Genomic DNA, 24,530 nt, shown 5'->3' with positions numbered 1-24,530 from the left:
TCAATGCCCTTTCAAGGCCGCTTCTTGCCCGATCTTCTTTCGGCTCGCACCGCACCGGTCTTGTGGACCTTTGAGCGAGGGCCCGCGAGGCCGGGGCGCGGGAAGCCTGGGCTCCAATCAAGCGCAATCGTGGCGGCGAAGCCGAAGAAGCTGGAGCGGCTCATGCCGAGCTCCGTGGCGCGCTTGTCGATCCGCGTAATCAGGCTCTTCGGCAAATAGACGTTCACCCGCTCGGACGGATCGGGCGGATCGACCCCGACAATGAAATAGGCGACCACGTCGGCGCTCTTGGGCAGCGCGATCTGCTCGATCGGCGTCGGCTCCGGCAGCGGCCTGCCCTGCTCTGCCATTCCGTCCACCGCTCGTGCCAGCGCGCCCTCCGCTTTCTCGATCGCCTCTTCCTGCGAACGCCCGCCGGCCACGCAGCCCGGAAAATCGGGAAACCATGCGCCGAGCGCGCCGCGCGGACCGCGCTCCAGCACCGCTGGATAAAGCCGCTTTTTCAATCTGGCCTCCCCACAACTATTGTGCTATTTAACACACACTTTTGTGTGTTAAATCACACAAGAACGATAGCATGGGCCGGGATGGAGGGCAAAAAATGGACACTCAAGCCGAACTCCGCATCATTCGTGGCGCATACGCCAAGCAGATCCTTGCCGCCGCAAGCGTCGACGATGCGCGCCTCACCAAGGCGTTTGCTGCCATCCCCCGCGAGGATTTTCTTGGCCCGGGCCCGTGGCTGGTGCGGCGCTGGCTACGCGACTATGTGTCGACACCCGACGCTGACCCCGTCTATCTCTATACCGACGATCTGGTCGCGCTCGTGCCCGAGCGTAGCCTCAACAACGGGCAACCGTCGTTGCACGCCCATCTCATTCACCAGGCCTCACCCGCCGCAGGCGAACACGTGGTGCATGTTGGAACGGGCACTGGCTATTACACCGCGATCCTGGCGCATCTCGTCGGGCCGTCGGGACGGGTGACGGGAATCGAATATGACGAGGCTCTCGCCGCGCGAGCCAAAGCCAACCTCGCTCCATACCCAAATGTCGCCGTGATCGAGGGCGACGGCACGCAGGTGCCGTTCGATGCCGCCGACGTCATCTATGTCAATGCCGGCTGTACGCGGCCTGCCACACGCTGGCTCGACGACCTCGCCGATGGCGGCCGCCTGATCATGCCGATGACATCGGATGAGGGATTTGGCGGTATCGCGTCGGACCGCACGGCAAGTGCCGGCGCGGTGTTCCGAATTGAGCGAAGAGGCGCGGACTATCTTGCATACTGGATCTCGCCCGTTGCGATCTTCCCCTGCGCCGGCAGCCGCGACGAGGTGTCCGAGCGAGCGCTTGCCGAAGCCTTTACCCGCGGCGGTTGGCAAGAGGTCACACGACTGTACCGAGACCATGACGTTCCCGACGAGCGCTGCTGGCTTCGCGGATCAGGGTGGTCCCTCGCCTATCATTGAGGTGCGGAAAGGCGTTTACGCCGAAGCGCCCGATCGCCCGAAGACCAAAATCAGGTTATTGGCGGGCATTGGTACGGTTTCGACCAGGGCGAGGCCCACGCCGGCAGCGAGTTTCTCGACATCGGCGATGTCGCGCACGCCCCATTCGGCATCCTGCTGGCGCAGGCTGGTGTCGAACACGGCGTTGCTCATCGCGGTGTGCTTGCCGTCGCGCTTGAACGGGCCATAGAGAAACAAGCGCCCGTCGCTGCGCAGATAGCGGCCTGCCCCAGCGAACAGGCCTTCGGCAACGCGCCAGGGCGCGATGTGGATCACATTGGCGCAGAACACGGCGAGCAATTCGGCCGGTCCGCTGCCGTCATGCATCGGCGGACACCAGGCAGGATCAGTGAGATCGATCCGCAGCGCCGGACGGATGTTCGGTAGCGCAGCGTGCGCGCGCCACGCTTCGATGCTCTTCAGGTGCCGCTCGTTGAGATCGCTCGGCCACCACGTGATGTCGGGCGTGTGTCTGGCGAAATGCACGACATGCTGGCCGGTGCCGCTGCCGACCTCCACGACGTCACCGGATTTGCCGGCTAGGAATCTCTGCAGCACCGCCCAGATCGGCTCATGGTTGCGGTGGAACGCCGCCGCATCGAGCCGGCCGTCCGGTTCGACCGGCCGCCCATCCTTGCCGAATTCCACGACATACTCCGCCATCAGAGCCTCGCCTGAACCGCCCGGATCGTCACTCCTGCCATCACACTCCTCCAGCTTCTATCTCACCTATCGTCGCAGCGCTTCTACGATGGTGCGATCGACAAACTCTACCATTGCATCTACGATGCTAACGTCAGAAACGGCTTCTTGCTGTACAATGACGACTGGCTGAGACTCGCGGTCCTGAAATAGACCATCTGCAGACACCCCGCCGGCTATGATCAAATTCCAGTCGCGCTTATCTATTTTGATCTTTTGCTTCTTGACTGAAAGAATCATCGGCAGCTGACGATCAAATCCCGGTTGATCAGGCTTAATGCAGTTCGGTTCTGCCCGAACAGTCCTGACCGGCTGAAATGCTTCAAGCTTGGCTTGAAGGGCACGACTGACGCGATCAGCGAAATCGTTACGCGTTCGCAGGTTCCAATCCTCGGCCAGTTCGAAAACCCTGATGCATATGGGCCCCTTCCCGCCCAGCCGCAGGCTCGCATTCGCCGAGGTGGCACCGATCGCATTCACCAACAGGGCTGATATGAGAAGCCACGGAATTCCCAATCGCAGGAGTTTTGGTGGTCCCACCATCAGATCAACTCGCCGCAATAAATCTCTTTCAGCACCTGCAGCAGGCGCAATGCGCGCGTGTCGGTAACGCGATAATGCAGCGTCTGCGACGTCCGCCGGAATTCGACCAGGCCGTCGGCGCGCAGTTTCGCCAGATGCTGCGACAATGCGGACTGGCTCAGCTTCACAACGCCGACGAGTTCCCCGACCGTCATCTCGCCACGCACGGCGAGAAAACAAAGGATCAGCAAACGCTTTTCGTTGGCAAGCATTTTCAGGAGTTGCGCGGCATCGCCGGCCTGCTTCGCCAGCTTCTTCAGCGCTGCCGCATCCTCGGCGCCGGGGCCGGACTGTGTCTCTTTGGCTACCGCCGCGACTGCTCTCATAACGTCAAATCCGGGATGGTTTCCGTGCGTGCGAAGCACACATGACATACTAGCCTTTCTTTAGCATTGACTAAATTAGCAAATGTCGATACCGGTTCAAAAAAGCAAGAAATGATGCGGCGATGCGGCCGCGAGGGGAAGAAAACGTGCGGCCTGACCCGTTACGCAGCAAAGCTGTTCTCTCCGATCTCGCCGGCCCGAACGCGCCCGTGGTGCGACGCAGCTTTCTGAGGTTGGGCGCAGCGCTGACCGGCAGCCTCGCCCTTGGCGGGAAAGCCGCCATGGCCGACCCCGCGCAGGGGTCTCCTCCGGCAGACGCCCCCTGGTCGCAATCGATTGGCGCGGGCGTGGTCGACCGGCCCTACGGCCGGCCAGCGGATACCGAGGCCTCCGTCATCCGGCGCAACGTCCCCTGGCTCACCGCCAGCGCGGAATCGTCGGTGAGCTTTTCGCCGCTGCAGGATCTGCACGGCATCATCACCCCGAACGGACTGTTCTTCGAGCGCCACCATGCGGGACGGCCCGATATCGATCCGGCGCAGCACAAGCTCATGATCCATGGGCTGGTCGAGCGGCCGCTGCTGCTCACCATGAAGGACATCCTGCGCTTCCCATCGATATCGCGCATTCATTTCATCGAATGCCCGGCCAATGGCGGCATGAACTGGCGCGCCGCGCAGATGAACTCGCTGCAATTCAGCCACGGCATGGTCAGTTGCGCCGAATGGACCGGCGTGAAGCTATCGACGCTGCTGGAGGAAACCGGCATCAAGAAGGAAGCGAAGTGGGCGATGGTCGAAGGCGCCGACGGCGCGCACATGAACCGCAGCCTGCCGCTCGACAAATGTCTCGACGATTGTCTCGTGGTCTACGCGCAGAACGGCGAGGCGCTGCGGCCCGAACAGGGCTATCCGCTGCGGCTGGTGGTGCCGGGCTGGGAAGGCAACGTCAACATCAAGTGGCTGCGCCGGATCAAGCTCGGCGACAAACCGTGGCATTCGCGCGAGGAAACCTCGAAATACACCGACCTGATGCCGGACGGCACCTCGCGCGGCTTCACCTGGCTGATCGACGCCAAATCCGTCGTCACCTTTCCCTGCCCGGAAAAGCCGCTCGATGGGCCCGGCCTTTATGAGATCAGGGGACTGGCCTGGACCGGCAACGGCAAGGTCAGGCGCGTCGACGTCTCGATGGACGGCGGCGTCAACTGGCAGACCGCGCGGCTGCACGAGCCGGTGCTGTCGAAAGCGCTGACGAAATTCACCCTGCCCTGGCGCTGGGACGGCCGTCCGGCGCTGGTCGCATCCCGCGTCATTGATGAGACCGGTTACGTGCAACCGACGATTGCGGAGCTGCGAAAGCAGCGCGGCTCGAACTCGGTCTATCATAACAATTCGATCCAGACCTGGCAGGTCAAATCAGACGGAAGCGTTTTCAATGTACAGCTCGGGTAAGATTTGCCTGCCGATTGCCGTCGTCCTGCTTGCAGCCGTCGGAGGCCTCGCAGGCGCGACAGAGCCCGGCTCGTTTGGTTACGGCAGCGTGGCCACGCCGGCGCAGATCGCCGGATGGGACATCGACGTGCGCGGCGAGGACGGAACGGGCCTGCCGCCAGGCAAGAGCACGGTCGACCGGGGCGCCGACGTCTATGCCGAGCAATGCGCCGCCTGTCATGGAACCTTCGGCGAAGGCGAAGGCCGCTTCCCGAAGCTGGTGGGCGGCGTCGGGTCGCTCCGGGACGAGCGTCCGGAGCCGACGGTCGGCAGCTACTGGCCGTTTGCCCCGACCCTATGGGACTATATTAACCGCGCCATGCCGATGTCTGCGCCGCACACATTGTCAGCGGACGACGTTTATGCTTTGACCGCCTATATTCTGAGCCTGAACGACCTCGTTCCCCATGATTTCGTTGCCGATCGCAACAGCTTGCCGAAGGTCAAAATGCGCAATCGCGACAATTTCATCTGGACCGACCCGCGACCCGATACGATGGCAAAACCCTGCATGAACGCTTGCGTGGACGCCGCCGATGTCAGGATATCGTCGACGGCCGAAGGCAGGGACCTGACGCCACGCACGACCGGGCCGCTTGATACCATGCAACCGAAATAAAGATACGGAAACGCCTGTGACCGACCATTCACTGACGAAACCCGCAATGCTCCCGGCGTTCGCGCTGGCGCTTGTGATCGGCGCTTTCCTGTCGGCAAGCACGGCACATGCGCAGTCCGCCGCGGCCGAAGGCCAGAAGCTCGCCTTCGATCGCAGCAAGGGCAATTGCCTTACCTGCCATGTCATCAAGGGCGGCAACCTTCCGGGCTCCATCGGACCGGAACTGATCGACATCAACAGCAAGTATCCCAATCGCGCAGATCTCGTCGCGATCGTTCACGATGAAACCGAGCGCAATCCCCTGACGGTGATGCCGCCATTCGGACGAAACCGGATTCTGACTCCAAAGGAAATCGAAGCGGTCGTTGATTTCCTGCAAACGCTGTGAAGCAAGACCAAGAGATTCAGGGCTGTGACGTGCGAGCGCACGCTTTAGGAGAAATTGGATGGATATGACTGACGTCAAGTTTTCGGCCACGCGCCGGCTGATCCTGCAGGGCGCAGGCGCGGTCGCGCTTGTCGGCCTCGGCAATCTTCCCTTTGGCCTGACGCCGGCGCTCGCTGCGGCCAACGACAAATATCCGGAAGAGGCGTTCAAGCAGAAGAGCGACCCCGACGTCATCAAGACGCTCTACGGCAAGACCGCTGAGCCCTCGGACAAGGTGAAGATGGACGCGCCTGAAATCGCCGAGAACGGCGCCGTGGTGCCGATCTCGGTCTCTACAACACTTGCCGACGTAACCTCGGTTGCGTTCCTCGTCAGCGAGAATCCGAACGTGCTGATCGCAAAGTATAACATTCCGGCCGGCACGCTGCCGAGCGTCGCCAACCGCATCAAGATGGCCAAGACCAGCAATGTGACCGTGCTGGTGGAAGCCGGCGGCAAGCTCTACAGCGCCTCTAAGGAAGTCAAAGTCACCGTCGGCGGTTGCGGCGGTTAAGGCATCGAGGGAGAACTCACATGGCATCCACCATTCGCGTGCGCGCTTCTTCGAACGGCGACATCACCGAGGTGCAGGCGCTGATCCAGCATCCGATGGATTCCGGCTTCGTCAAGAACGCCAAGGGCGAGACCATTCCACCGCACTTCATCCAGCAGCTCACCTTCGAGCATGACGGCAAGAACGTGTTCGCCGCCGATTGGGGCGGTGGTATCTCCAAAGACCCCTACGTCAAGTTCGCGTTCAAGGGCGCCAAGAAGGGCGACGAGCTGAAGATCAGTTGGGTCGACAACAAGGGCGCGACCGACACCACCACGGCGAAGATCCAATGAAGCTGCGATCCGCGATCTATCTGGCGTCCGCAGCCCTTGCACTCGCGGCTTTGACGGTTGCGAGCACCCTGCCCTCGGGCGCTGCCGACAAGGTCGATCCCGTCGCCGACGCCAAGGCGTTCAGAAAATTCTTCACCGACAAATTTCCGAAGGTGAAACTCGAGGATTTCGTCAACGGCCCCTATTCGATGAACGAGGACCTGCACCGGCAGTGGCAGGAGAAGGAACAATTCCCGCCCTACGAGTTCTCGCTCGAAATGGGCAAGGAAATGTTTTCCAAGCCGTTCAAGAACGGCAAGAGCTACGAAGATTGCTTTCCCAATAAAGGTATCGGCATACGCCAGAACTACCCTTACTTCGACGAGAAGGAAGGCAAGGTCATCACGCTCGAACTGGCCTTGAACCGCTGTCGCGAGGCCAATGGCGAACAGCCGTATTCCTATGTGAAGGACGAAATGGCGGCACTGACCGCCTATATGGCCTTCACCTCGCGCGGCAAGCCGATGGACATCAAGATCCCGAACGACCCCCGCGCGCTCGAGGCCTACGAGAAGGGCAAGGAATATTTCTACACGCGGCGCGGCCAACTCAATTTCTCCTGCGCCACCTGCCACGTACAAAGCCCGGGTGAGCGCATCCGCGCCGAAGTCCTCGCGCCCGCGCTCGGCATCGTCAATGCGATGCCGATCTATCGCTCGGAGTGGAGCGGCATGGGAACCACCAGCCGGCGCTTCACCACCTGCAACAGCCAGATCCGCGGCGTGCCGCTCAGCCCGCAGGACGATGAATATCGCAACGTCGAATACTACCTGTCCTATGTCAGCAACGGACTGCCGATATCGGGTCCGGGAGCGCGGCCATGAGGAACATGATGCTCAAATCTGCATTAGTTCTGGCGCTGCTCGCCGCGGGCGGGACATCCGCGCTTGCCGCGAGCTCCGAGGACGACTTCAAGGCGGCCTACGCCGCGGCTGAAGCCGCCAACAAGGAGGCCGGCAAGCTTCGCAACCAATGGACCACCACGGCGAACACGCTGGCTGCGGCGAAGAAGGCGGCCGATGCCGGCGAATTCGACAAGGCCACCGCGTCGGCCAAGGAAGCTGAGGCCCTGGCCAAGGCTTCGATCTTCCAGGCCACCAGCGAGAAGACCCGCTGGAAGGATATGGAAATACGCTAAAACCGTTACGACGCGCTGAGACCCCGCATGACCATCCGCCGCCGCGATTTCCTGACGCTAGCGGGCGCAGCCACCCTGTCCGGCAGCCTGCCACGGCTGGCGCGCGGCGCCGATAATGCGGGCGTTTACGACCTCGAGCGCTTCGGCAATGCGCGCATCCTGCACATCACCGATACCCATGCGCAGCTTCGGCCGGTGTTTTTCCGCGAGCCGAGTGTCAATCTCGGCGTTGGGCCGATGCGGGGCAACCCGCCGCATCTGGTCGGACGCGCCTTCCTCGATCGCTTCGGCATCCGGCTCGACAGTGCCGACGCCTACGCTTTCACCTGCATCGAATTCGAGAAAGCCGCCGGAAGATTCGGCAAGCTCGGCGGCTTTGCGCATCTAAAGACATTGATCGACCGGATGCGCAGCGAGGTGGGCAGCGGGCGCTCGCTGCTGCTCGACGGCGGCGACCTCTGGCAGGGCACCGGCCTCGCCAATACCATGCGGGGCGTCGACATGGTCGAGGCCGCCAACCTGCTCGGCATCGAGGCGATGACCGGCCATTGGGAATTCACCTATGGCGAGAAGGCGCTGCGCGCCAACCTCGAACGCTTCAAGGGCGAATTCCTGGCGCAGAACGTTTTTCTCACCGAGGAAGCCGCCTTCAACGACGCCAAGGCGTTCGATCCCGCTTCGGGGCGCGTCTTCAAGCCGTCTGTCATCAAGGAGATCGGCGGGCGTCGTGTCGCCGTGATTGGACAGGCGTTCCCTTACGTGCCGATCGCGCACCCCAAGCGCTTCACGCCGGACTGGAAATTCGGCATCCGCGACGACGAGCTGCAAAAGCTCGTCGACACCCATCGCAACGACGACAAGGTCGATGCCGTCATTCTGCTCTCGCATAACGGCATGGATGTCGACCTCAAGCTCGCAAGCCGCGTTACCGGCATCGACGTCATTCTCGGCGGCCACACCCACGACGCCGTGCCGCAGCCGATTCCCGTGACCAATCCGGCGGGCGTCACGCTCGTCACCAATGCCGGTTCGAACGGCAAGTTTCTGGCGGTGCTCGATCTCGACATCGGCAAGGGCAAGGTCAGCAATGTGCGCTACCGGCTGCTGCCGGTGTTTTCGGAGTTGCTGAAGCCCGATCCGGCAATGCAGGCGCTGATCGACAAGACGCGCGAGCCGCATGCAGTCAGCCTCGACGAGAAGATCGGTGTCGCCGACCGCCTGCTCTATCGCCGCGGCAATTTCAGCGGCAGCATGGACCAGCTCATCTGCGACGCGCTTCTCGGCGAATTGAACGCCGAGATCGCGCTGTCGCCCGGCTTCCGCTGGGGCACCACCGCGCTGGCAGGGCAGCCGCTGACGATGGAGGACGTGCTGGCGCAGACCGCCGTCAGCTATCCGGAGACCTACGTCCAGACCATGACCGGCGGCCAGATCAAGGACGTGCTGGAAGACATCTGCGACAATCTCTTCAACACCGATCCGTATTACCAGCAGGGCGGCGACATGGTCCGCGTCGGCGGTCTCGCCTACACCTGCACGCCGGACGAATCCGTGGGCAGGCGGATTTCCGATGTGAAGCTCGACAACGGCCGCGCGCTGCAAGCCGGCAAGCGTTACAAGGTGGCGGGCTGGGCCTCCGTCAACGAACAGACCGGCGCGCCGATCTGGGATGTGGTCGCCAGGCATCTGCGTTCAGGTAAGCCGCCCAATCGGGCGCCGCCGGGCGTGACGCTGAAAGGCGTTGAAGACAATCCGGGCATTGCGGGACAGGGATGAGCGGTTTTTCGACCATCATTCGCACCATGGCCGCAGCGGCATTGATCGCAGCGGCCGCGCCCGATGCCCGCGCCCAACAGGCGCCGTTGCAGGACAAGCCGTTTGCGGAGCACAAGATCGTGCTCCAGCTCTCCGACAACGACCCGCGCAAGCAGGGGCTCGTGCTCAGTGTCGCCAGCAATCTGATGAAATTCTACGATCCCGACAAGGTCGCGATCGAGGTCGTGGCGTTCGGCCCCGGCATCGACCTGCTGCGCCCGGAAAATCCCAACCGCAAGATGGTCGAGAGCCTGGTGGCGCAAGGCGCGCGCTTCGATATCTGCCTCAACACCGTCGATACGCTCGAACGCGAGGCGGGCAAGCGGCCGGAGTTCATATCAGCGGCAACGCCGGTGCAGGTCGGCGTCGCGCAGATTCTGTTTCTGACGGAGAATGGGTATACGCTGGTGCGGCCGTGAGCGCCTCCGCCGTCATTGCGAGCGAAGCGAAGCAATCCATCTATCCCCATGCGGATGCATGGATTGCTTCGTCGCGGAGTTTATCATCGGGCCGGCCGAAGGCCGGACCCGGTGGCTCCTCGCAATGACGGAGGCGTGGTATATTTAATGGAAATTGCAGGAGCAGGGCTGGAACTACATCCGCCCTGATCCGATCTGAATTAACGCGGACGTGTAGCCATGATCTTTCGCCAACTCTTCGACAGCGTTTCGGGCACCTACAGCTACCTGCTGGCGAGCCGCGCCGGCGGCGAGGCTTTGATCCTCGATCCCGTGCTGGAGAAGGCCGACCGCTACTGCCAGCTCCTGCGCGAGCTCGATCTGCGGCTGGTGAAGGCGGTCGACACCCATCTGCACGCCGACCACGTCACGGGCCTCGGCGAACTGCGCGATCGCACCCAGTGCATCACCATCATGGGCGAGCAGAGCAAGGCCGACGTGGTGTCGATGCGGGTTTCCGACGGCGACAAGGTGATGATCGAGGGGCTGAGCCTCGACGTCATGTACACGCCCGGCCACACCGACGATTCCTACTCTTACCTGATGGGCGATCGCGTCTTCACCGGCGACACGCTCCTGATCCGCGGCACCGGCCGCACCGATTTCCAGAACGGCTCTTCACGCGCGCAATATGAATCGATTTTCAACCGGCTGCTGAAGCTGCCCGACGAAACCATGGTATTCCCCGCCCACGACTACAAGGGCGACACGGTTTCCACCATCGGCGAAGAGCGGCGCTACAATCCGCGGCTGCAGGTGCGCTCGGTCGACGAATATATCGAGCTGATGGCCAATCTGAAGCTGCCAAACCCGAAGATGATGGATGTCGTGGTGCCCGCCAACATGCATGTCGGCCTGCATCAGGAGGAGCTTGCCAAGCAGGGGCTCGCGCTCTCTGCCCGCGACGCGATCAACAGCCTCGGCCGGCCCGATATCCTGCTGGTCGATTTGCGCGAAACCAGCGAGCGCGCCAAGCACGGCACGATCTCGGGCGCGCTGCATGCGCCCTATCCCGGCATTTGCGAGAGCCTCAAGCCCGGCGGCGTGCTGCGCGAAGTCGCCGCCGCGACCGGCCGCCGCGTGGTGTTCTTCTGCGCCTTCGGCGAACGCTCGGCAATGGCAGTTACCGCCGCGAAGAATGCGGGGCTGGCCAACACGGCGCATATCGAAGGCGGCATCGACGCGTGGAAGAAGGTCGGCGGACCGGTGGTTATGGGGTAAGATCGGTGTCGTCCCTGCGAACGCAGGGTACGCCGCGGCCTGGATGATTGAAGGCAGTGGCCGACGTCTTGCTTAAGTTACAACGCCCTGTGGTTATGGGTCCCTGCGTTCGCAGGGACGACGAGATAATTTTGTCGGGGACATCACCGCCCCACCCGCTTTAACTCTGCCGTCAGCGCATCCAGCGCATCCGCCAGCATCACGCCGCCGCACTCGGTCATGCGCTCCGGAATCACGATGCGCCTTTCCGGCGGATAGAAGCGCTCCAGCGCCGGATGCAGCAGGAACGCCTGGCCGTCGTCCCTCGCATAATCGCCGGCCTGCGAAACCACGATGAAGTCGGGCCTCAAGTTCACGATAGCCTCCAGCGAGGCAAATCCGCCGAAGCTGAAACCGAGATCGCCGGCCGCGCTACGCAAGCCAATTTCGCTGAGCAGCGAACCGACGAAACTGTCGCTGCCGGCCACCCAGCCGCGCCGCGACAGCGGCAGCACGCGGTAATGCTGCTCGGAAACTGCGTGGCGGGCGCGCGCCAGCGCGGCATCAAGCCGCGCGATTTCCGCCGCTGCGCGATCGGGATGACCGGTGATGTCGCCGGCCTCACGGATCTGCTGCCGCGCTTCATCGAGGGTTCGCGGCACGGCGAGTTCGGCAAGGCGAAGTCCCTTGGCCTTCAGCAGCTCCCGCGTCGAACGCTTGTCGAACGCGCTGGCGACGACGATGTCGGGTCTGATGAGCAGCACATCCTCAGCGCCGCCGGACAGCACCGGATAGCGGCTGATGTCGCCTGCATGCGATTGCCAGCCGTCCCGCGAAAACCGGCTCAATCCCAGTATCTGTTCGGGGTCGGCAAGCGTCAGCAGCAATTGGTCGGTGCAAACATTCATCGACACTAGGCGCGGCAGATTGGCTGCGAGCGCGGCGCTGCCAGACACCGCCAGCGCGGCGATCGCGATCAGAACTCCGAATAGCCACTGCATCAGATATCGGCCCACGGCACAATCACGGCCTCGCGCTGGAATTCCGCGCGATAGACCGAGATTCGGAACACATCCGCCATCACCTGCTCGGACAGCGCGTCTGCCGGCGCGCCCTGCGACACCAATCGGCCTTCGCGCAGCACCAGCATGTGATCGGCGAAACGCGCGGCGAGGCCCAGGTCGTGCGTCACCACGATGACGAGCACGCCCTTGTCGGCGGTCGCGCGCAGATTTTTCATGACGTCGATCTGGTGCCGCGGATCGAGCGAGGCGGTCGGCTCGTCGGCGAGGATGACCGGTGCCTCTACCGCCAGCGCACGGGCCAGCGCAACGCGGCTGCGCTCGCCGCCGGACAATTCGGTGACGCGGCGATCGCTGAACTCCATCACGTCGACCGCCTGCATCGCGCGCAGCACCGCCTCCGTATCCCCAGGCGACAGGCGCGCCGGATCGGTGGCGCCATGCGGATAGCGGCCAAGCGCCACGATATCGCGCGCCGGCAGCGGCCAGTGCACGACGTGTCCCTGCGGCAAATAGCCGAAGCGTTTTGCGCGCTCGCGCAGCGGCAGCGAAGCCAGCGCATGGCCGCCGATTTCGATCTCGCCTTCGGACGGGATCAATCCCGCCAACGCCCGCAACAGCGTGGTCTTGCCGGCGCCGTTTGGTCCGACCAGCGCCACCAGATGTCCCGGCGAGAGCGCCAGCGAAACGTCTTGCAGCACGACGCGGCCGGCGAGCCGTACGCCGAGTCCCTTTGCGGTCAGCAGCACTGCCTCGCTCATGCGACGCCTCCCCCGAGCGCGCGGCGTTCGCGCATGATCAGATAGAGGAAGAACGGCACGCCAATGATCGAGGTCAGCACGCCGACCTTAATGTCAGATGTCGAGGGGATGATACGCACCGCGATATCGGCCGCCAGCAGCAGCGCCGAACCAGCCAGTGCGCTCGGCACCAATAGCCGCCCCGGATCGTGGCCGATCATGGGACGCATCAGATGTGGCGCAACGAGCCCGATGAAACCGATAGTGCCGGTGACGGCAACCGCGCCGCCGACGCCGAGCGCGACGCCCGAAATCACGAACAGCCGCAAACGCCCGACATCGACGCCGAGGCTTTGCGCGGTTTCTTCGCCGAGACTCAGCGCGCGAAAAGCATGGCGCTGGCTGAACAGCATGATCGCGCCGGCAACGATGAACGGCAGCGCCAACATCACGTGCTGAAAGCTGCGGTCCTCCAGCGAGCCGAGCAGCCAGAATGCGATCTCCAGCACCAGAAAGGGATTGGTGGCAAGGTTCATCACCAGCGCGGTCGCGGCGCCGGCAAAGCTCGAGATCGCAAGGCCCGATAGAATCAGAATCAATAGCCCGGCATTGCGCCCGGCGATTGAAAGCAGCGCGAACACCGAACCAAAGGCTGCGATGATCGCCGCCACTGGCAGCGCGTAAGAGCGCACATCGGCCAGTCCCAGCGCGATCACCAGCACCGCACCGAACGCCGCCGATTGCGGCGCGCCGAACAAATCGGGCGAGGCCAGCGGGTTACGCAACAGGCCCTGCAGCGATGCGCCCGACAGCCCGAGGATGGCGCCGATCGCCAGCGCCAGCAGCGTTCGCGGCAGACGGATTTCGCGCACGATCACCTGCGACACCTCGCTGCCGCCGCCGAACAGCGCTTCCGCCACCGCAAGCGGCGACAGCCGCACCGGCCCGATGCCGAGCGAGATCAGCACCAGCAGCACAACGACGGCGGCAAGCGCCGCCGTCGCGCCGATCCGCCGGCGCGCGGCATCCTCGTTGGTCACGGTTACGGCCTCAACACCCATCGATCGTCCTAAAGCAGTTTTACCCGCCCCGGTACAGGAGCTCAGGCAAAGAGCAGGCAGCGTGCCTCATGCGGCAAAAATAGCGCACTCGTCCAGTGAGGACCGCGAGCGCGCCCAAGGCGGATTGACTCGGACTTTGACAAACTTCTACCATAGTTCCCGACGGTTCCCGTTTGGGGATCAAAAGGGAATGCGGTGCGGGGAAAATCCCCAATTCCGCGGCTGCCCCCGCAACTGTAAGCGGCGAATCCTTCGTCATAAGCCACTGGGAATCTCGGTCCTGGGAAGGCGACGATGGGTAACGACCCGCGAGCCAGGAGACCTGCCGTCAGCCGTGGTCACACGCGAAGATGTCGGTCGGGGAGTACAGGCATTAGCTTCACCTAAGCTGCGTTAGCCCATGGTGAGACTTGGTTCGCTGTGACGTGCCACTGACGTCATACCGAGGTCCGAACCATGTCTTCCACCAGCGCCATGCGGCAGCGCCGCTTCTGGCTTGCGTCCAGTTTCCTGATACCCATCCTATCGCTCGGAATTTCCGGCGCAGGGGCCCAGCAGACGCCGTCCGAGCTATTGCCGCCGATCGAAGTGACCTCGCCGACCGACCCGAACCGGACCCGCGCGAGACCGACCTACAACGAAGGGGCAACGTCGCGCCGCATCGTGCCGGCGGCTGCGCCGTCGACCGGCGGAAGACCTGCAGTGGGGACCGGCTCGGACGCCTCGTCGCAAGGCGCGGGCGGGAGCGGCGGACGGCAATTCTCCGGCATCGTCGGCACATCGGCGACCGTGATCACGGCGGAAGACATAGCGCACTCGCCAGCGCAAACCGTGCAAGAGATCATCGCGCAAACCCCGGGCGTGCAGTTGACCAACCTGTACGGCGGCGTCAACGGCGCCGGGACCACGGTCGACGTGCGCGGGTTCGGCGCGTTTGCCACCAACAATACGCTTGTTCTCATCAACGGCCGGCGGCTAAACGACATCGACAAGGCCGGCGTCGACCTTTCGACCATCCCGCTCAATTCGATTGAACGCATCGAGATCACCCGGGGCAACAGCGGCGCGGTTCTTTACGGCGACAACGCGGTGGGCGGCGTCGTCAACATCGTGACCAAGAACGGCGTCGGCGGTCCACCGGTCGCCATACGGGCCGAGGCCGGTGCCGGCTCCTTCAACCAGCGCATGGCCTCGGTCTCGACTGCGTTGAATTCGGGACCGTGGTCGGCATCGTTTTACGGCAACGGCATCAAGTCCGACGGCTATCGTGTCAACAACGCGCTCGACCAGCGCAACGGGGTCGGCAACATCAACTACACCACGCCCGATCTTACCGCGTTCCTTACATTGTCGGGCGACGATCAAAAGCTGGGCCTCCCCGGCGGCCGTTTCGTTCAGCCTTCCATCGGACTGGACGAACTGGCTACTGATCGCAGAGGCACCGGAACGCCCTTCGACTATGCCAATAAGCAGGGCGCCAACGCTACAGCCGGATTTACCAAATCGCTGTGGAATGGCGCTGAGCTTATCGTCGATGGCGGCGTGAGAGACAAAAAGCAACAGTTAGGATTCTTCGGTACAAATCCGGGCTCCAGTTTCGCGTCTACTTACGTCGATGCGAGTTTGCTGACCTGGTCAATTACGCCGCGGCTGAGCGTCAAGAATACAATTTTTGGAATTCCGTCGTCGATTCTGACCGGGATCGACTATTATGATGCGACTTACCATCAAGACCGCGGCGCGTTCAAAGGCCTCACGCCGTTTCACCGGTACGATCTGGCGCAGCAGACGCTGGCCGGCTACTGGCAACAATCGATCGGGCTATTGCCGACGACCGATTTTTCTTATGGCGTTCGGGTCCAAAACACCAACCTGACCGCGCGCGACCGCTTCGATGCGATGGCCCCATTCGCTTTCGGCGCGCAGGCGCTTCCGCTCGACAGCAATGAGACGCAATATGCGCTGCATGTCGGCCTGGAGCATCGCCTCAACAATGTCTTCTCTGTATTCGGTCGGGCAGCGCGCGCATTCCGCACCCCCGATGTCGACGAACGGGTTGCCTCCGGCCCGTCCTTCGATGCCTTTTTCAATCCGATCCCCGGCGACTTCAAACTGAAGACCCAGACTTCGTATGACATCGAGGGCGGATTCCGCATCAAGAGCGGTGGCTTCCAGATGCAATCGAGCATCTACAACATGGACCTCGAGAACGAGATCCATTTCAATCCGGCGCAGTTCTTCAACATCAATCTCGATCCGACCCGCCGCTATGGCTCGGAGACCAGTGCGTCGCTGCGTGTCAGCGACAGCCTGTTGCTGAGGGCAGGTGCGGCCTATACGCGCGCCGTGTTTCGCGAGGGGACGTTCGCCGGCAACGATGTGCCGCTGGTTTCCCGCTATACAGCTATGGGCGGCGTGACCTGGAACATCTGGCAGAACTATCTTGTGTTCGATGCCACGCTCCGCGCCTGGAGCGAACGCGCGATGGACAACGACCAAGCCAACACCCAGCGCCGTATCCCGGCCGACGCCACCGTCGACCTCAAACTGAGCGGCGCTTATGAACACTTCTTCTGGTCGCTGAGCGTGAACAACCTGTTCGACGCGCTGTACTACGACTACGCCATCGCCAGCTCGTTCACGCCGGGCCGCTTCTCGGCCTATCCGCTGCCCGGCCGGACCTACATGGTGAAGGTGGGCGCGACGTTCTGACCGGAATAGCCGGTTCGGCCTCCTGCCGGATCGGCTTGTCCTGGCCTGACGAGACGGTATTCTCCTTTGGCATTGCCTGGGAGAATGCTCTTTCATGCCTGAACTGATTTCGTTCCGCAGGCGGCGATGAGCGCCGCAACTATCGATCTTTTGCAGCGGGAAATATCCAACCCCGACACGCAATGGAGCCTTGGCACCTTCGGCGCTATCGCCGAATTTTCGCGCGACCGTGGCGAACCGGTCCGCCTCGTCCAGTCGGCTGAAGCCGTTTCGGCCCTAACGTCGCGTGGCGGCATTGCCCTCAAACCTGATGCTGCTATCCGTCCCTTCGCATCGGAAGGCATCACCAAGACCGGGTGGAATCAAAGGATCGCGCTTTGCCTGCCGCAAGATGATTGCGCCATGAACCAGCGCATCGCGTTGACGGAGATCGGCCCCGATCATCAGGCGCCGCGTGAGGAAGATCGGGATTCGATATTGTTCGATCTCGGTTTCGGCGCCCTGCAGGCGGATTTCTGTGTGCGTATCGGCGATCGCAATCTCGCCAGGCGTCTGCGCGACCATATCGGCCGCGCGGTGTTTGATCACGGCGACCCTGCCATGGGCATGATCCTCGAGGCCAATCCGCATCGCGTCTTCATCAGCCGGCTCGGCCGCATCGAGGTCTATCAGCCGATCCCGCCGCCCACCGGCGAGAGCCCGGAGGGGCCGCACACCCATGTGCTGCCGAGGCTGCTGCAAAGCCGGCGAACCCATCCCGCCACCGAACCGGTGCCTGAAGGGATGGTTCCCTGCGCGCATCTCTATCCGCCGCATCCGGCACGGGACGGGCTGGGCGAGGCCCGGCCGTTCGACGCCGCGCGTTATCGTGCGTTTCAGCAGTTGATGGCCGCGTGCGGCGATCCTGAAACGTCGGCGATCAAACAGCGCGTGGTCGAGGCGGTGCTTGCCGGCGAGCCGCCCTCGGAGATCGTCTGTGGCCGTAACGGCCGAACCAGCATCCGGGTCGCCTTGCGGCAGATGAAGGCGGGAGGGCTTGCGTCATCGGCGCTGGGCGCCTGGCTTGCCAGTTTCGATTCTGCGAGTTCCGACGAAAGCGACGATGAGGCGGCCCTTCATCACAATGGCTGATTTGGCAAGAAACCGGGCCTTTTTCGATCGAAAATAACCTCGTCTGCGCCCCGATCCGTGGTAAACCGCCCCGAGACCGCTCGACGATATCTGTCGTGATTTCAGAGGTATGACATGGACGATGAGCCGAAGAGCGCCGCCGAACTGAAAGAGATCAGGCTAAATCGCAAGCGCGCCCAGGAAGTCGAAGGCATAAAGGCGATGGCCGAGATTGCCGCCGCCGACGTCGCCATTCGAAAGCGAACCGAGAAGCTGCGTGCGCTTCGTCTGGCGAAGGAAGCCGCCGACCGCGAAAACCCGCCGGAACCGACGGTCAAAAGCAAGGCCAAGACCAGGACCGCGAAAAGAGGCTGACTTGAAATGACGAAAGAGGATCGTGATCGCGCCCAGGCACGCGCCGACAAGATGGCAAGGGCCGCCGAGGACGCAAGATCCGGCAAGGCCGAACGCGACGCGTCCGCCAAGGCGGTGCTCGACAATATGGCGAAGCTGAAGGCGTTGCGGCTTGCGCGCGAAGCAGCCGAGCCGCAACGCGCTCCCGCCGCCCGAGCGGCCGCAAAGAAGCCTCGCGCCGGCACCAAGCGGCAAGACGAGAAGCCGGTGGCCCTGTCCGAGTGGCTGGCGAGCCAGCAAAACGGCGGACGGCGAACCTGAGGTCGGACGCTTGCGGGCGTCTCGTTATGCCCGGCCAAACGCGCGAAGCGCGTCTTCGCGCATCCCCGGGGCATCGCTGGATGTCCCGTGGGCATCCACGTCCTTGGCTGCAATGTCCGGGAAAGACGTGGATGGCCGGGACGAAGCCCGGCCATGACGAGGAGTAAAGTCGGATGTCCGCCGCGTTACGCCGGCCCCGGCCAATCGATCATCGATCGCGTCTTGTTCTCGGCGTCGTAGACCTGCACCTGAAGCATCTGAAACCGGTTCTTCAAGGCCATGCCCGCCTCTTCGGCAGCCTCCACCGTGTCGTGATGTGATTTGAAATGACCGTCCACCACCAGCGAGTATCCGGTGGTCGGCGCCTTGTCGGCGCGAATGGTCTTGCGCGGCTGCGGTTCGTCCGCCGCAGGGCGGGGCTTCTTCATGCTGGCTCCGTATGTGAGCGCCCTTTCGACTGAACGCCGCAAAAAGGGCAGGAAAACTTGCGTGGCCGGCGCTAAAATGCCGTCCGAACGCGATCAGATCGAGGTCATGCCGATACTCCGAATCGGCATGCAGAGCAACGCCGATTGATCCGGCGAAAAAGGAATCACATGGGCGGAACTGGCAGGAAGAGCGAGCCTCCGAAAAAGGGCGACGACAAACCGAAGAAGCCGGAGCACGTTCCAGTCGAGGACGACGAGTACGAGGACGGCGACATCGCCACGCCGAAGCGCGACCGCACGGACAATGAGAATGAGCCGTTGTAGCGTCTGGTACTTCGTAGGGTGGGCAAAGCCACCGGGTCACGCGAAATGCGCGCCCGATGACAGGCTTCGCGTGCCCACCATTCAGGATTGCGGTCGAGGATAAATGGTGGGCACGGCGCAACGGCGCCTTTGCCCACAGCACTGCCAGACCTCATCCTGAGGAGCGCGTCTTCGCGCGTCTCGAAGGATGAAGGCCCGGATGGGGCCGCATGGTTCTCCCGGCGATGCGAAGCATCGTCCGGAGACGGCGCTAACGCGCCTCCTCACCATGAGGGTCTAATGGTTGCTACGACTATGTTTGGCCAAAATCTTCACCCTCAATCATCCGAATACTCTTTAGGTCGAGCAGATGCGCGCCAAACCCGCCGCGCGCGAGTTTGAGTGCTGACTCCGGCGAGGCCAGCAGTACTGCGGCCGTTACCGCAAGCGGCACGACGCTGATCCAGTCCGCTTCCACCGGCGTGAGTTCTTCGGTGCTGCCGGCATAAGGCCCGCTGACTGCTGCGAGGCATCGGCATTCCCTGAGAATGTCGAACCGCGTACCGCCACGCGCCGCGCACCCGAGCAGTGCCTGCATCGCCAGATGCGTGAGCACGCCCTCGCGTCCCTCGGGCAACGCCGCCGGCGTCTCGCCCAGCGAGAGCAAAAGCAAGAGCCCGACCAGATCGACACCGGCGCGATACGCGTTCATCGGCTCGACCAGACGCGGATTGCAGTCGATCAGCAACGGCGCGTCACCATCATAGGGCATGATGTAGTCGATCGACAGCGCACCGTGCCAATCGAGCGATTGTCCGACCTTCTCGAGATGAGCCTGAACGACGGACCGCCTCACGCTCTGCTTGATCGCCTCGCCGCCGCCCACGCCGGCCATCACCTGCCGATAGGCATGAAAGCCGATCATTTGTCCGCGGCAAAATACCGACTGAGCCTTCTCAGTCGTGCCCGCGACAAGGTCTTGCACCAGAATCTCGTCAGCAAATGCATCGCCGGCGCCGAGATCATGCACTGCGCTGTCGAGATCGTCGGCATTGCGTATGAACCAGATGCCGCGGCTCGCCGTGCCGACCGAAGTTTTAACGACGGCAGGAAGTCGGACCACTTCACGCAATTGCTGCGCCGACGTCACGATTTGCGTCGGCGGCTGCGGCAGTCCCACCCGATCGAGCAGCCGGCTGAAGCCGGCCTTGCTGTGCGCCGTGCGGTAGCTCTCGAAGCCCGGCAGCGCCAGACCGGCACGGCCTTCGATACGCTGCTTGGCCCGGGCAAACAAAAACCCCTGCTCATGCGTCGGCAGCAGAACATCGAATTTCCCGTCGGCTAGTCGCTGCTCGATGAACGCCAGATAACCGGCGGGATCGTCCCGCAATCCGGGGCAACGGTGAAACTTCCGGACGAAGCCCGAGAACCGTGAAAGGCACCACGGCGAGGGATCGCAGACCTCGATGTGATGGCCAGCGAGACCCAGAATCGTGATCGCCTCTCGCGCCGAGGTAGAGGAACCTTCGGAGACGAGCACCCGGAGCGATCTGGCGGCATCAGGCATGCCGGATCATTGCCGCGCCGGCCGCCTTTGTCTCCCGATTTAATGATGCAATTGGCGTGTCCCTGCCCTCCGCCGGGGCAGCCATGCAGCGGTATTCATGGACAAATAACGGCTGGACTATATTTTCGCCGCTGCCTGGAGCCTTTTCAGTTCCGATGGAATCGGAACGGGGCTCTAGATTTTTGATTTGACGCGTTTTCTTGACGCGAACCGGTCCCGACCCCGGATCAAGTCCGGGAGCATGCTTCGCTGGAAAACGCTCCAGTCGGGCCGTAAGTGACACGGGAATTTGAGCTGACATGGTCGACATTCTGGCCGCACCGCAACAAGCCAAGTCGGATACTTCGCTGCGCACGCTGGCCGCGATTTCGGTCGCGCATTGGGTCAGCCATTTCCATCTCTTCGTGCTGCCGATGCTGTTTCCGTTCCTGAAGGTGCAGCTTGGCGTCGGCTATATCGAACTCGGTTTTGCGCTGACTGTGTTCGGCGTCGTCTCCGGCCTGACGCAGGCTCCGATCGGCTATCTCGCCGACCATATCGGCGCGCGCAAAGTCCTGCTGATCGGCCTCACCGTCGGCGGCCTGGCGCTGATCATGCTGGGCCTGCATCTGAGCTACGTTTCGCTGATCGTCTGCGCCGCCCTGCTCGGGCTTGCCAACAGCGTCTATCACCCGTGCGACTATGCGATCCTGTCAACGCATATGGACGAAGCGCGGATGGGCCGCGCGTTTTCGGTCCACACCTTTGCAGGCTTCCTCGGCGGCGCGGTGGCGCCTGCGATCATGGCCGCGCTGGTGGCTGTTGTCGGCGGGCTCGGCGCGCTGATCGTGGCCGGCGCTGTCGGCCCTGTTGTGGCGCTGCTATTGATCGCCGTCCGCATTCCCGATGCGAGTTCGGCCGATCGCAAGACCTATGGCGCGCCGGCGCTGCAGCAGAGCATCGTGACGCCGGCCATCATCATGCTGACGATCTTCTTCATGCTGCTTGGCCTGTCCAATGCCGGCATCAGCAATTTCGGCGTCGTCGCGCTGATGAGCGGCTATGGCGTGACTTTCTCGACTGCCAATATCGCGCTGACCGCCTTTCTCGGCGCCAGCGCGGCCGGCGTGCTGGCCGGCGGTTACCTCGCCGACCGCACCAAGCGCCACGGCAATGTCGCCGCCGTGTGCTTTGCAATCAACGCCGTTATCATATCAATCATTGCGACGATCAACCTGCCGTCGGTCGTTCTGACTTTCGCCATGGGGCTGGCCGGATTCCTCGGCGGCGTCATCGCGCCCTCGCGCGACATGCTGGTCCGTAGCGCCGCACCGGCAGGCGCGGCCGGCCGCGCGTTCGGCATCGTCTCGACCGGCTTCAATTTCAGCGGCATCCTCAGCCCGCTATTGTTCGGCTGGATCATGGACCAGGGCCTGCCGCATTGGGTGTTCGGCGCGTCCGTCGCCTTCATGGTGCTGACGGTCCTGCTGGCGCTGGCGACCGACCGCAAGCCGGCGGAACCCGGCAAAACGTAACTACCTGCCGATGCATTCCTGAGCCTCATCCCCGGCGGTTGACTGTGCGGGGGGACGTCGGATGATGCGCCAACAAAAACCAGAACCGGGATGGAAGCCATGACCTCGACCCCCGACCTCGTGATCCGCGGCGGCACCGTTGCCGATGGCAAGGGCGGCGAATTGTTCGAAGCTGATGTGGCTATCACCGGCGGCCGCATCACCGAAGTCGGCAAGGTGGCAGCGAAGGGCAAGGAAGAGATCGACGCCAAAGGCAAACTGGTCGCGCCCGGCTTTGTCGACGTCCACACCCATTATGACGGCCAGGTCACCTGGAGCCAGGACATCACGCCTTCCTCGCAGAACGGCGTCACGACGGCAATCATGGGCAATTGCGGCGTCGGTTTCGCACCGTGCCGCCCGGCCGACCACACCAGGCTGATCCAGTTGATGGAAGGCGTCGAGGACATCCCGGAGCCGGTGCTGAGCGCCGGCATTCCCTGGGCCTGGGAAAGTTTTCCGGATTACATGGAGTGGCTGTCGAAGCGGAGCTTTGACATGGATATCGGCGCACAACTGCCCCATGCTGCACTGCGCGTTTACGTGATGGGCGAGCGCGGTGCGCGGCGCGATCCGTCGACGCCCGAGGACAACAAGGCGATGGCGGCCTTGGCTGCTGATGCGGTGCGATCCGGCGCGCTCGGCTTCTCGACCTCGCGCACGCTCAACCACCGCACCTCGACCGGCGACTTCACGCCGACGCTAAAGGCCGGCGAGGACGAACTGACCGCGATTGCCGCCGCGATGCACGCGCAAGGCCGTAGCGTCTTTCAGTTCGTGCTCGATCTCTCCGGAATCGACGAAGACCTGCCGATGATGCTGCGGGTGGCGGAGAACACGAAGATCCCGGTATCGTTCTCGATCACGCAGAACGACAGAGCGCCGCAGCGCTGGCGGCAGACGCTCGACACCATAAGAGAGGCTTCGGCGCGCGGGCTTTCGATTACGGCACAGATCGCGGCCCGCCCGGTCGGATTGATGCTCGGCCTCGAATTGTCGCGCAACCCGTTCCAGACCCATCCGAGCTACCAGGCGATTGCGCATTTGCCGCTCACCGAGCGGCTCGCGCGCCTGCGCCAGGCTGATGTACGCAAGGCGATCCTGAGCGAGCACGCCACCGCGACCGACGATCCGCTGTTCTTCCGGCCGAACTACGACAAGATGTACCTGCTCGGAAACCCGCCGGATTACGAACAGCCGCCGGAAAACACCTTGGGCGCGCAGGCCCGCCGCCAGGGCAAGCAGCCGGAAGAACTCGCCTATGACGCGATGCTGACGGACGAAGGCCGCGGCATGCTCTATGTGCCGTTTCTCAATTACGCCGACGGTAATCTCAACGCGACGCGTGAGATGCTGCGCGATCCCAACGCGGTGCCGGGGCTCTCGGACGGCGGCGCGCATTGTGGCATCATCTGCGACGCCAGCTTTCCGACCTATCTCCTGACGCACTGGACCCGCGACCGCAGCCGCGGCGAAAAACTCTCGATTCCGTTTGTGGTGGCGGCGCAGTCGCGCAAGACCGCGCTCTCGGTCGGCCTCTACGACCGCGGCGTGCTCGCGCCAGGCTTCAAGGCCGACGTCAACGTGATCGACTACGATCTCCTGCACCTGCATCCGCCAAAAGTGCATTACGACCTGCCGGTCGGCGGACGCCGCCTGATGCAGCAGATCGACGGCTACGACGCCACCATCGTCTCCGGCGTGGTGACGCAGCGCGGCGGCAAGGCCACCGGCGCGCACCCGGGCAAGCTGGTGCGCGGCGCGCAGGGCGGTAAGCCGCAGCTGGATGCGGCGGCGAGCTAGGCTCACTGCCGCTTCAACATATGCGATGTCGTCCCTGCGAAAGCAGGGACCCATACGCCGCGGCCCATCGTTCATGGCGATGTGGCAGACACCTCGCTTAAGCAATTAACATCGGTGGTTATGGGTCCCTGTGCGCGCAGGGACGACGGATAGATTTGCTATTGTCTCACGCAAATTTCGGCCGCGCCGCCGCTTCATCATGTGCGATGTCGTCCCTGCGAAAGCAGGGACCCATACGCCGCGGCCCATCGTTCATGGCGATGTGGCAGACACCTCACTTAAGCAATTAGCATCGGTGGTTATGGGTCCCTGCGTGCGCAGGGACGACGGATAGATTTGCTATTGTCTCACGCAAATTTCGGCTGCACCGCCGCTTCATCACATGCGATGTCGTCCCTGCG

Annotated in this window: 27 protein-coding genes and 1 riboswitch; of the genes, 18 read left to right on the top strand and 9 right to left on the bottom strand. The window is 63.0% G+C overall.

Translation table 11 applies throughout. From position 1 onward, the window contains the following. Positions 1-11 precede the first annotated feature (11 nt). Complete coding sequence (locus tag GWE18_RS29965; protein WP_275189318.1) at positions 12-506, bottom strand: type II toxin-antitoxin system HicB family antitoxin; 495 nt, start codon at positions 504-506, stop codon at positions 12-14. Between the two features lie 95 nt (positions 507-601). Here GWE18_RS29965 and GWE18_RS29960 point away from each other — a divergent pair, with 95 nt between their 5' ends. Continuing rightward, positions 602-1,471 (top strand): methyltransferase domain-containing protein, encoded by an 870-nt coding sequence (locus tag GWE18_RS29960; RefSeq protein WP_275189317.1) that lies wholly within the window; start codon positions 602-604, stop codon positions 1,469-1,471. 15 nt (positions 1,472-1,486) lie between these two features. On the opposite strand, the gene GWE18_RS29955 is transcribed toward GWE18_RS29960, so the two are convergent. The 3 genes from GWE18_RS29955 to GWE18_RS29945 form a co-directional block, all read right to left on the bottom strand. Beyond that, entirely contained in the window at positions 1,487-2,173 is a 687-nt protein-coding gene (locus GWE18_RS29955) for a DUF938 domain-containing protein (protein ID WP_275189316.1), read from the bottom strand. Positions 2,174-2,239: 66 nt separating this feature from the next. Beyond that, on the bottom strand, positions 2,240-2,755 hold the full coding sequence (locus GWE18_RS29950; RefSeq protein ID WP_275189315.1) for a hypothetical protein: 516 nt from the start codon (positions 2,753-2,755) through the stop codon (positions 2,240-2,242). Further along, positions 2,755-3,120: a metalloregulator ArsR/SmtB family transcription factor gene (locus GWE18_RS29945; protein ID WP_275189314.1), complete on the bottom strand. Its 366-nt coding sequence runs from the start codon at positions 3,118-3,120 to the stop codon at positions 2,755-2,757. Before GWE18_RS29945 ends, GWE18_RS29950 begins: the two co-directional genes overlap by 1 nt. 245 nt (positions 3,121-3,365) lie before the next feature. On the opposite strand from GWE18_RS29945, the gene soxC reads away from it, so the two are divergent. From soxC to GWE18_RS29895, 10 genes are all read left to right on the top strand, one after another. Continuing rightward, entirely contained in the window at positions 3,366-4,574 is a 1,209-nt protein-coding gene (soxC, locus tag GWE18_RS29940; protein ID WP_275189332.1) for a sulfite dehydrogenase, read from the top strand. Continuing rightward, a complete protein-coding gene (locus tag GWE18_RS29935) occupies positions 4,558-5,232 on the top strand; it encodes a cytochrome c (protein WP_275189313.1) in 675 nt (224 codons plus the stop codon). The genes soxC and GWE18_RS29935 overlap by 17 nt, the downstream gene beginning before the upstream one ends. 46 nt (positions 5,233-5,278) lie before the next feature. Then, entirely contained in the window at positions 5,279-5,620 is a 342-nt protein-coding gene (soxX, locus tag GWE18_RS29930; protein ID WP_275189331.1) for a sulfur oxidation c-type cytochrome SoxX, read from the top strand. 58 nt (positions 5,621-5,678) lie between these two features. After that, a complete protein-coding gene (gene soxY, locus GWE18_RS29925) occupies positions 5,679-6,173 on the top strand; it encodes a thiosulfate oxidation carrier protein SoxY (protein ID WP_275189312.1) in 495 nt (164 codons plus the stop codon). A gap of 20 nt (positions 6,174-6,193) precedes the next feature. Continuing rightward, positions 6,194-6,505 (top strand): thiosulfate oxidation carrier complex protein SoxZ, encoded by a 312-nt coding sequence (gene soxZ, locus GWE18_RS29920; protein ID WP_057841279.1) that lies wholly within the window; start codon positions 6,194-6,196, stop codon positions 6,503-6,505. Beyond that, positions 6,502-7,368, top strand: coding sequence for a sulfur oxidation c-type cytochrome SoxA (soxA, locus tag GWE18_RS29915; RefSeq protein WP_275189311.1), 867 nt, complete (start codon positions 6,502-6,504; stop codon positions 7,366-7,368). The genes soxZ and soxA overlap by 4 nt, the downstream gene beginning before the upstream one ends. Continuing rightward, a complete protein-coding gene (locus GWE18_RS29910; protein WP_275189310.1) occupies positions 7,365-7,682 on the top strand; it encodes a hypothetical protein in 318 nt (105 codons plus the stop codon). The genes soxA and GWE18_RS29910 overlap by 4 nt, the downstream gene beginning before the upstream one ends. A 27-nt stretch (positions 7,683-7,709) precedes the next feature. Next, entirely contained in the window at positions 7,710-9,458 is a 1,749-nt protein-coding gene (soxB, locus tag GWE18_RS29905; protein WP_275189309.1) for a thiosulfohydrolase SoxB, read from the top strand. A 26-nt stretch (positions 9,459-9,484) separates the two neighbouring features. Continuing rightward, a complete protein-coding gene (locus tag GWE18_RS29900) occupies positions 9,485-9,916 on the top strand; it encodes a hypothetical protein (RefSeq protein WP_275189330.1) in 432 nt (143 codons plus the stop codon). 219 nt (positions 9,917-10,135) lie between these two features. Then, complete coding sequence (locus GWE18_RS29895; RefSeq protein WP_275189308.1) at positions 10,136-11,176, top strand: MBL fold metallo-hydrolase; 1,041 nt, start codon at positions 10,136-10,138, stop codon at positions 11,174-11,176. A gap of 143 nt (positions 11,177-11,319) precedes the next feature. On the opposite strand, the gene GWE18_RS29890 is transcribed toward GWE18_RS29895, so the two are convergent. Genes GWE18_RS29890 through GWE18_RS29880 form a run of 3 tightly spaced genes read right to left on the bottom strand, consistent with a single transcriptional unit; the run spans position 11,320 to position 13,978 of the window. After that, positions 11,320-12,156 (bottom strand): ABC transporter substrate-binding protein, encoded by an 837-nt coding sequence (locus GWE18_RS29890; RefSeq protein ID WP_275189307.1) that lies wholly within the window; start codon positions 12,154-12,156, stop codon positions 11,320-11,322. Then, entirely contained in the window at positions 12,156-12,938 is a 783-nt protein-coding gene (locus GWE18_RS29885; RefSeq protein ID WP_275189306.1) for an ABC transporter ATP-binding protein, read from the bottom strand. The genes GWE18_RS29890 and GWE18_RS29885 overlap by 1 nt, the downstream gene beginning before the upstream one ends. Continuing rightward, positions 12,935-13,978 carry an iron ABC transporter permease gene (locus GWE18_RS29880; protein WP_275189305.1) on the bottom strand — a complete coding sequence of 348 codons (1,044 nt, stop codon included), beginning with the start codon at positions 13,976-13,978 and terminating at the stop codon, positions 12,935-12,937. Before GWE18_RS29880 ends, GWE18_RS29885 begins: the two co-directional genes overlap by 4 nt. A gap of 146 nt (positions 13,979-14,124) precedes the next feature. Then, a riboswitch (cobalamin riboswitch) is annotated at positions 14,125-14,323 on the top strand. Between the two features lie 111 nt (positions 14,324-14,434). Here GWE18_RS29880 and GWE18_RS29875 point away from each other — a divergent pair. The 4 genes from GWE18_RS29875 to GWE18_RS29860 all read left to right on the top strand — a co-directional run bounded on the left by GWE18_RS29875 (position 14,435) and on the right by GWE18_RS29860 (position 18,475). Next, entirely contained in the window at positions 14,435-16,690 is a 2,256-nt protein-coding gene (locus GWE18_RS29875) for a TonB-dependent receptor (RefSeq protein ID WP_275189304.1), read from the top strand. 126 nt (positions 16,691-16,816) lie between these two features. Next, positions 16,817-17,821: a hypothetical protein gene (locus GWE18_RS29870; RefSeq protein WP_275189303.1), complete on the top strand. Its 1,005-nt coding sequence runs from the start codon at positions 16,817-16,819 to the stop codon at positions 17,819-17,821. 114 nt (positions 17,822-17,935) lie between these two features. Further along, the gene (locus GWE18_RS29865) at positions 17,936-18,175 is read left to right on the top strand and encodes a hypothetical protein (RefSeq protein WP_063791793.1); all 240 of its coding nucleotides are present in this window, start codon (positions 17,936-17,938) and stop codon (positions 18,173-18,175) included. Between the two features lie 6 nt (positions 18,176-18,181). Then, the gene (locus GWE18_RS29860) at positions 18,182-18,475 is read left to right on the top strand and encodes a hypothetical protein (protein ID WP_275189302.1); all 294 of its coding nucleotides are present in this window, start codon (positions 18,182-18,184) and stop codon (positions 18,473-18,475) included. Between the two features lie 185 nt (positions 18,476-18,660). Here GWE18_RS29860 and GWE18_RS29855 read toward each other — a convergent pair whose 3' ends face one another. After that, positions 18,661-18,903 (bottom strand): hypothetical protein, encoded by a 243-nt coding sequence (locus GWE18_RS29855; RefSeq protein WP_057853455.1) that lies wholly within the window; start codon positions 18,901-18,903, stop codon positions 18,661-18,663. A 168-nt stretch (positions 18,904-19,071) separates the two neighbouring features. On the opposite strand from GWE18_RS29855, the gene GWE18_RS29850 reads away from it, so the two are divergent. Beyond that, positions 19,072-19,227, top strand: coding sequence for a hypothetical protein (locus GWE18_RS29850; protein WP_275189301.1), 156 nt, complete (start codon positions 19,072-19,074; stop codon positions 19,225-19,227). A gap of 292 nt (positions 19,228-19,519) precedes the next feature. Here the strand turns inward: GWE18_RS29850 and GWE18_RS29845 are convergent, their stop codons facing one another. Next, positions 19,520-20,773 carry an ATP-grasp domain-containing protein gene (locus GWE18_RS29845; protein WP_275189300.1) on the bottom strand — a complete coding sequence of 418 codons (1,254 nt, stop codon included), beginning with the start codon at positions 20,771-20,773 and terminating at the stop codon, positions 19,520-19,522. A 299-nt stretch (positions 20,774-21,072) separates the two neighbouring features. Between GWE18_RS29845 and GWE18_RS29840 the strand changes: the two genes are divergently transcribed. Both GWE18_RS29840 and GWE18_RS29835 read left to right on the top strand, forming a co-directional pair. Beyond that, the gene (locus tag GWE18_RS29840) at positions 21,073-22,287 is read left to right on the top strand and encodes an MFS transporter (RefSeq protein WP_275189299.1); all 1,215 of its coding nucleotides are present in this window, start codon (positions 21,073-21,075) and stop codon (positions 22,285-22,287) included. Positions 22,288-22,386: 99 nt separating this feature from the next. After that, positions 22,387-24,129 (top strand): amidohydrolase family protein, encoded by a 1,743-nt coding sequence (locus GWE18_RS29835; RefSeq protein WP_275189298.1) that lies wholly within the window; start codon positions 22,387-22,389, stop codon positions 24,127-24,129. The last annotated feature ends 401 nt before the right edge of the window (positions 24,130-24,530 follow it).

The sequence above is a fragment of the Bradyrhizobium sp. CSA112 genome (genome assembly GCF_029051645.1).
Lineage (GTDB): Bacteria > Pseudomonadota > Alphaproteobacteria > Rhizobiales > Xanthobacteraceae > Bradyrhizobium.
This window is presented reverse-complemented; position numbering and strand designations above follow the sequence as displayed.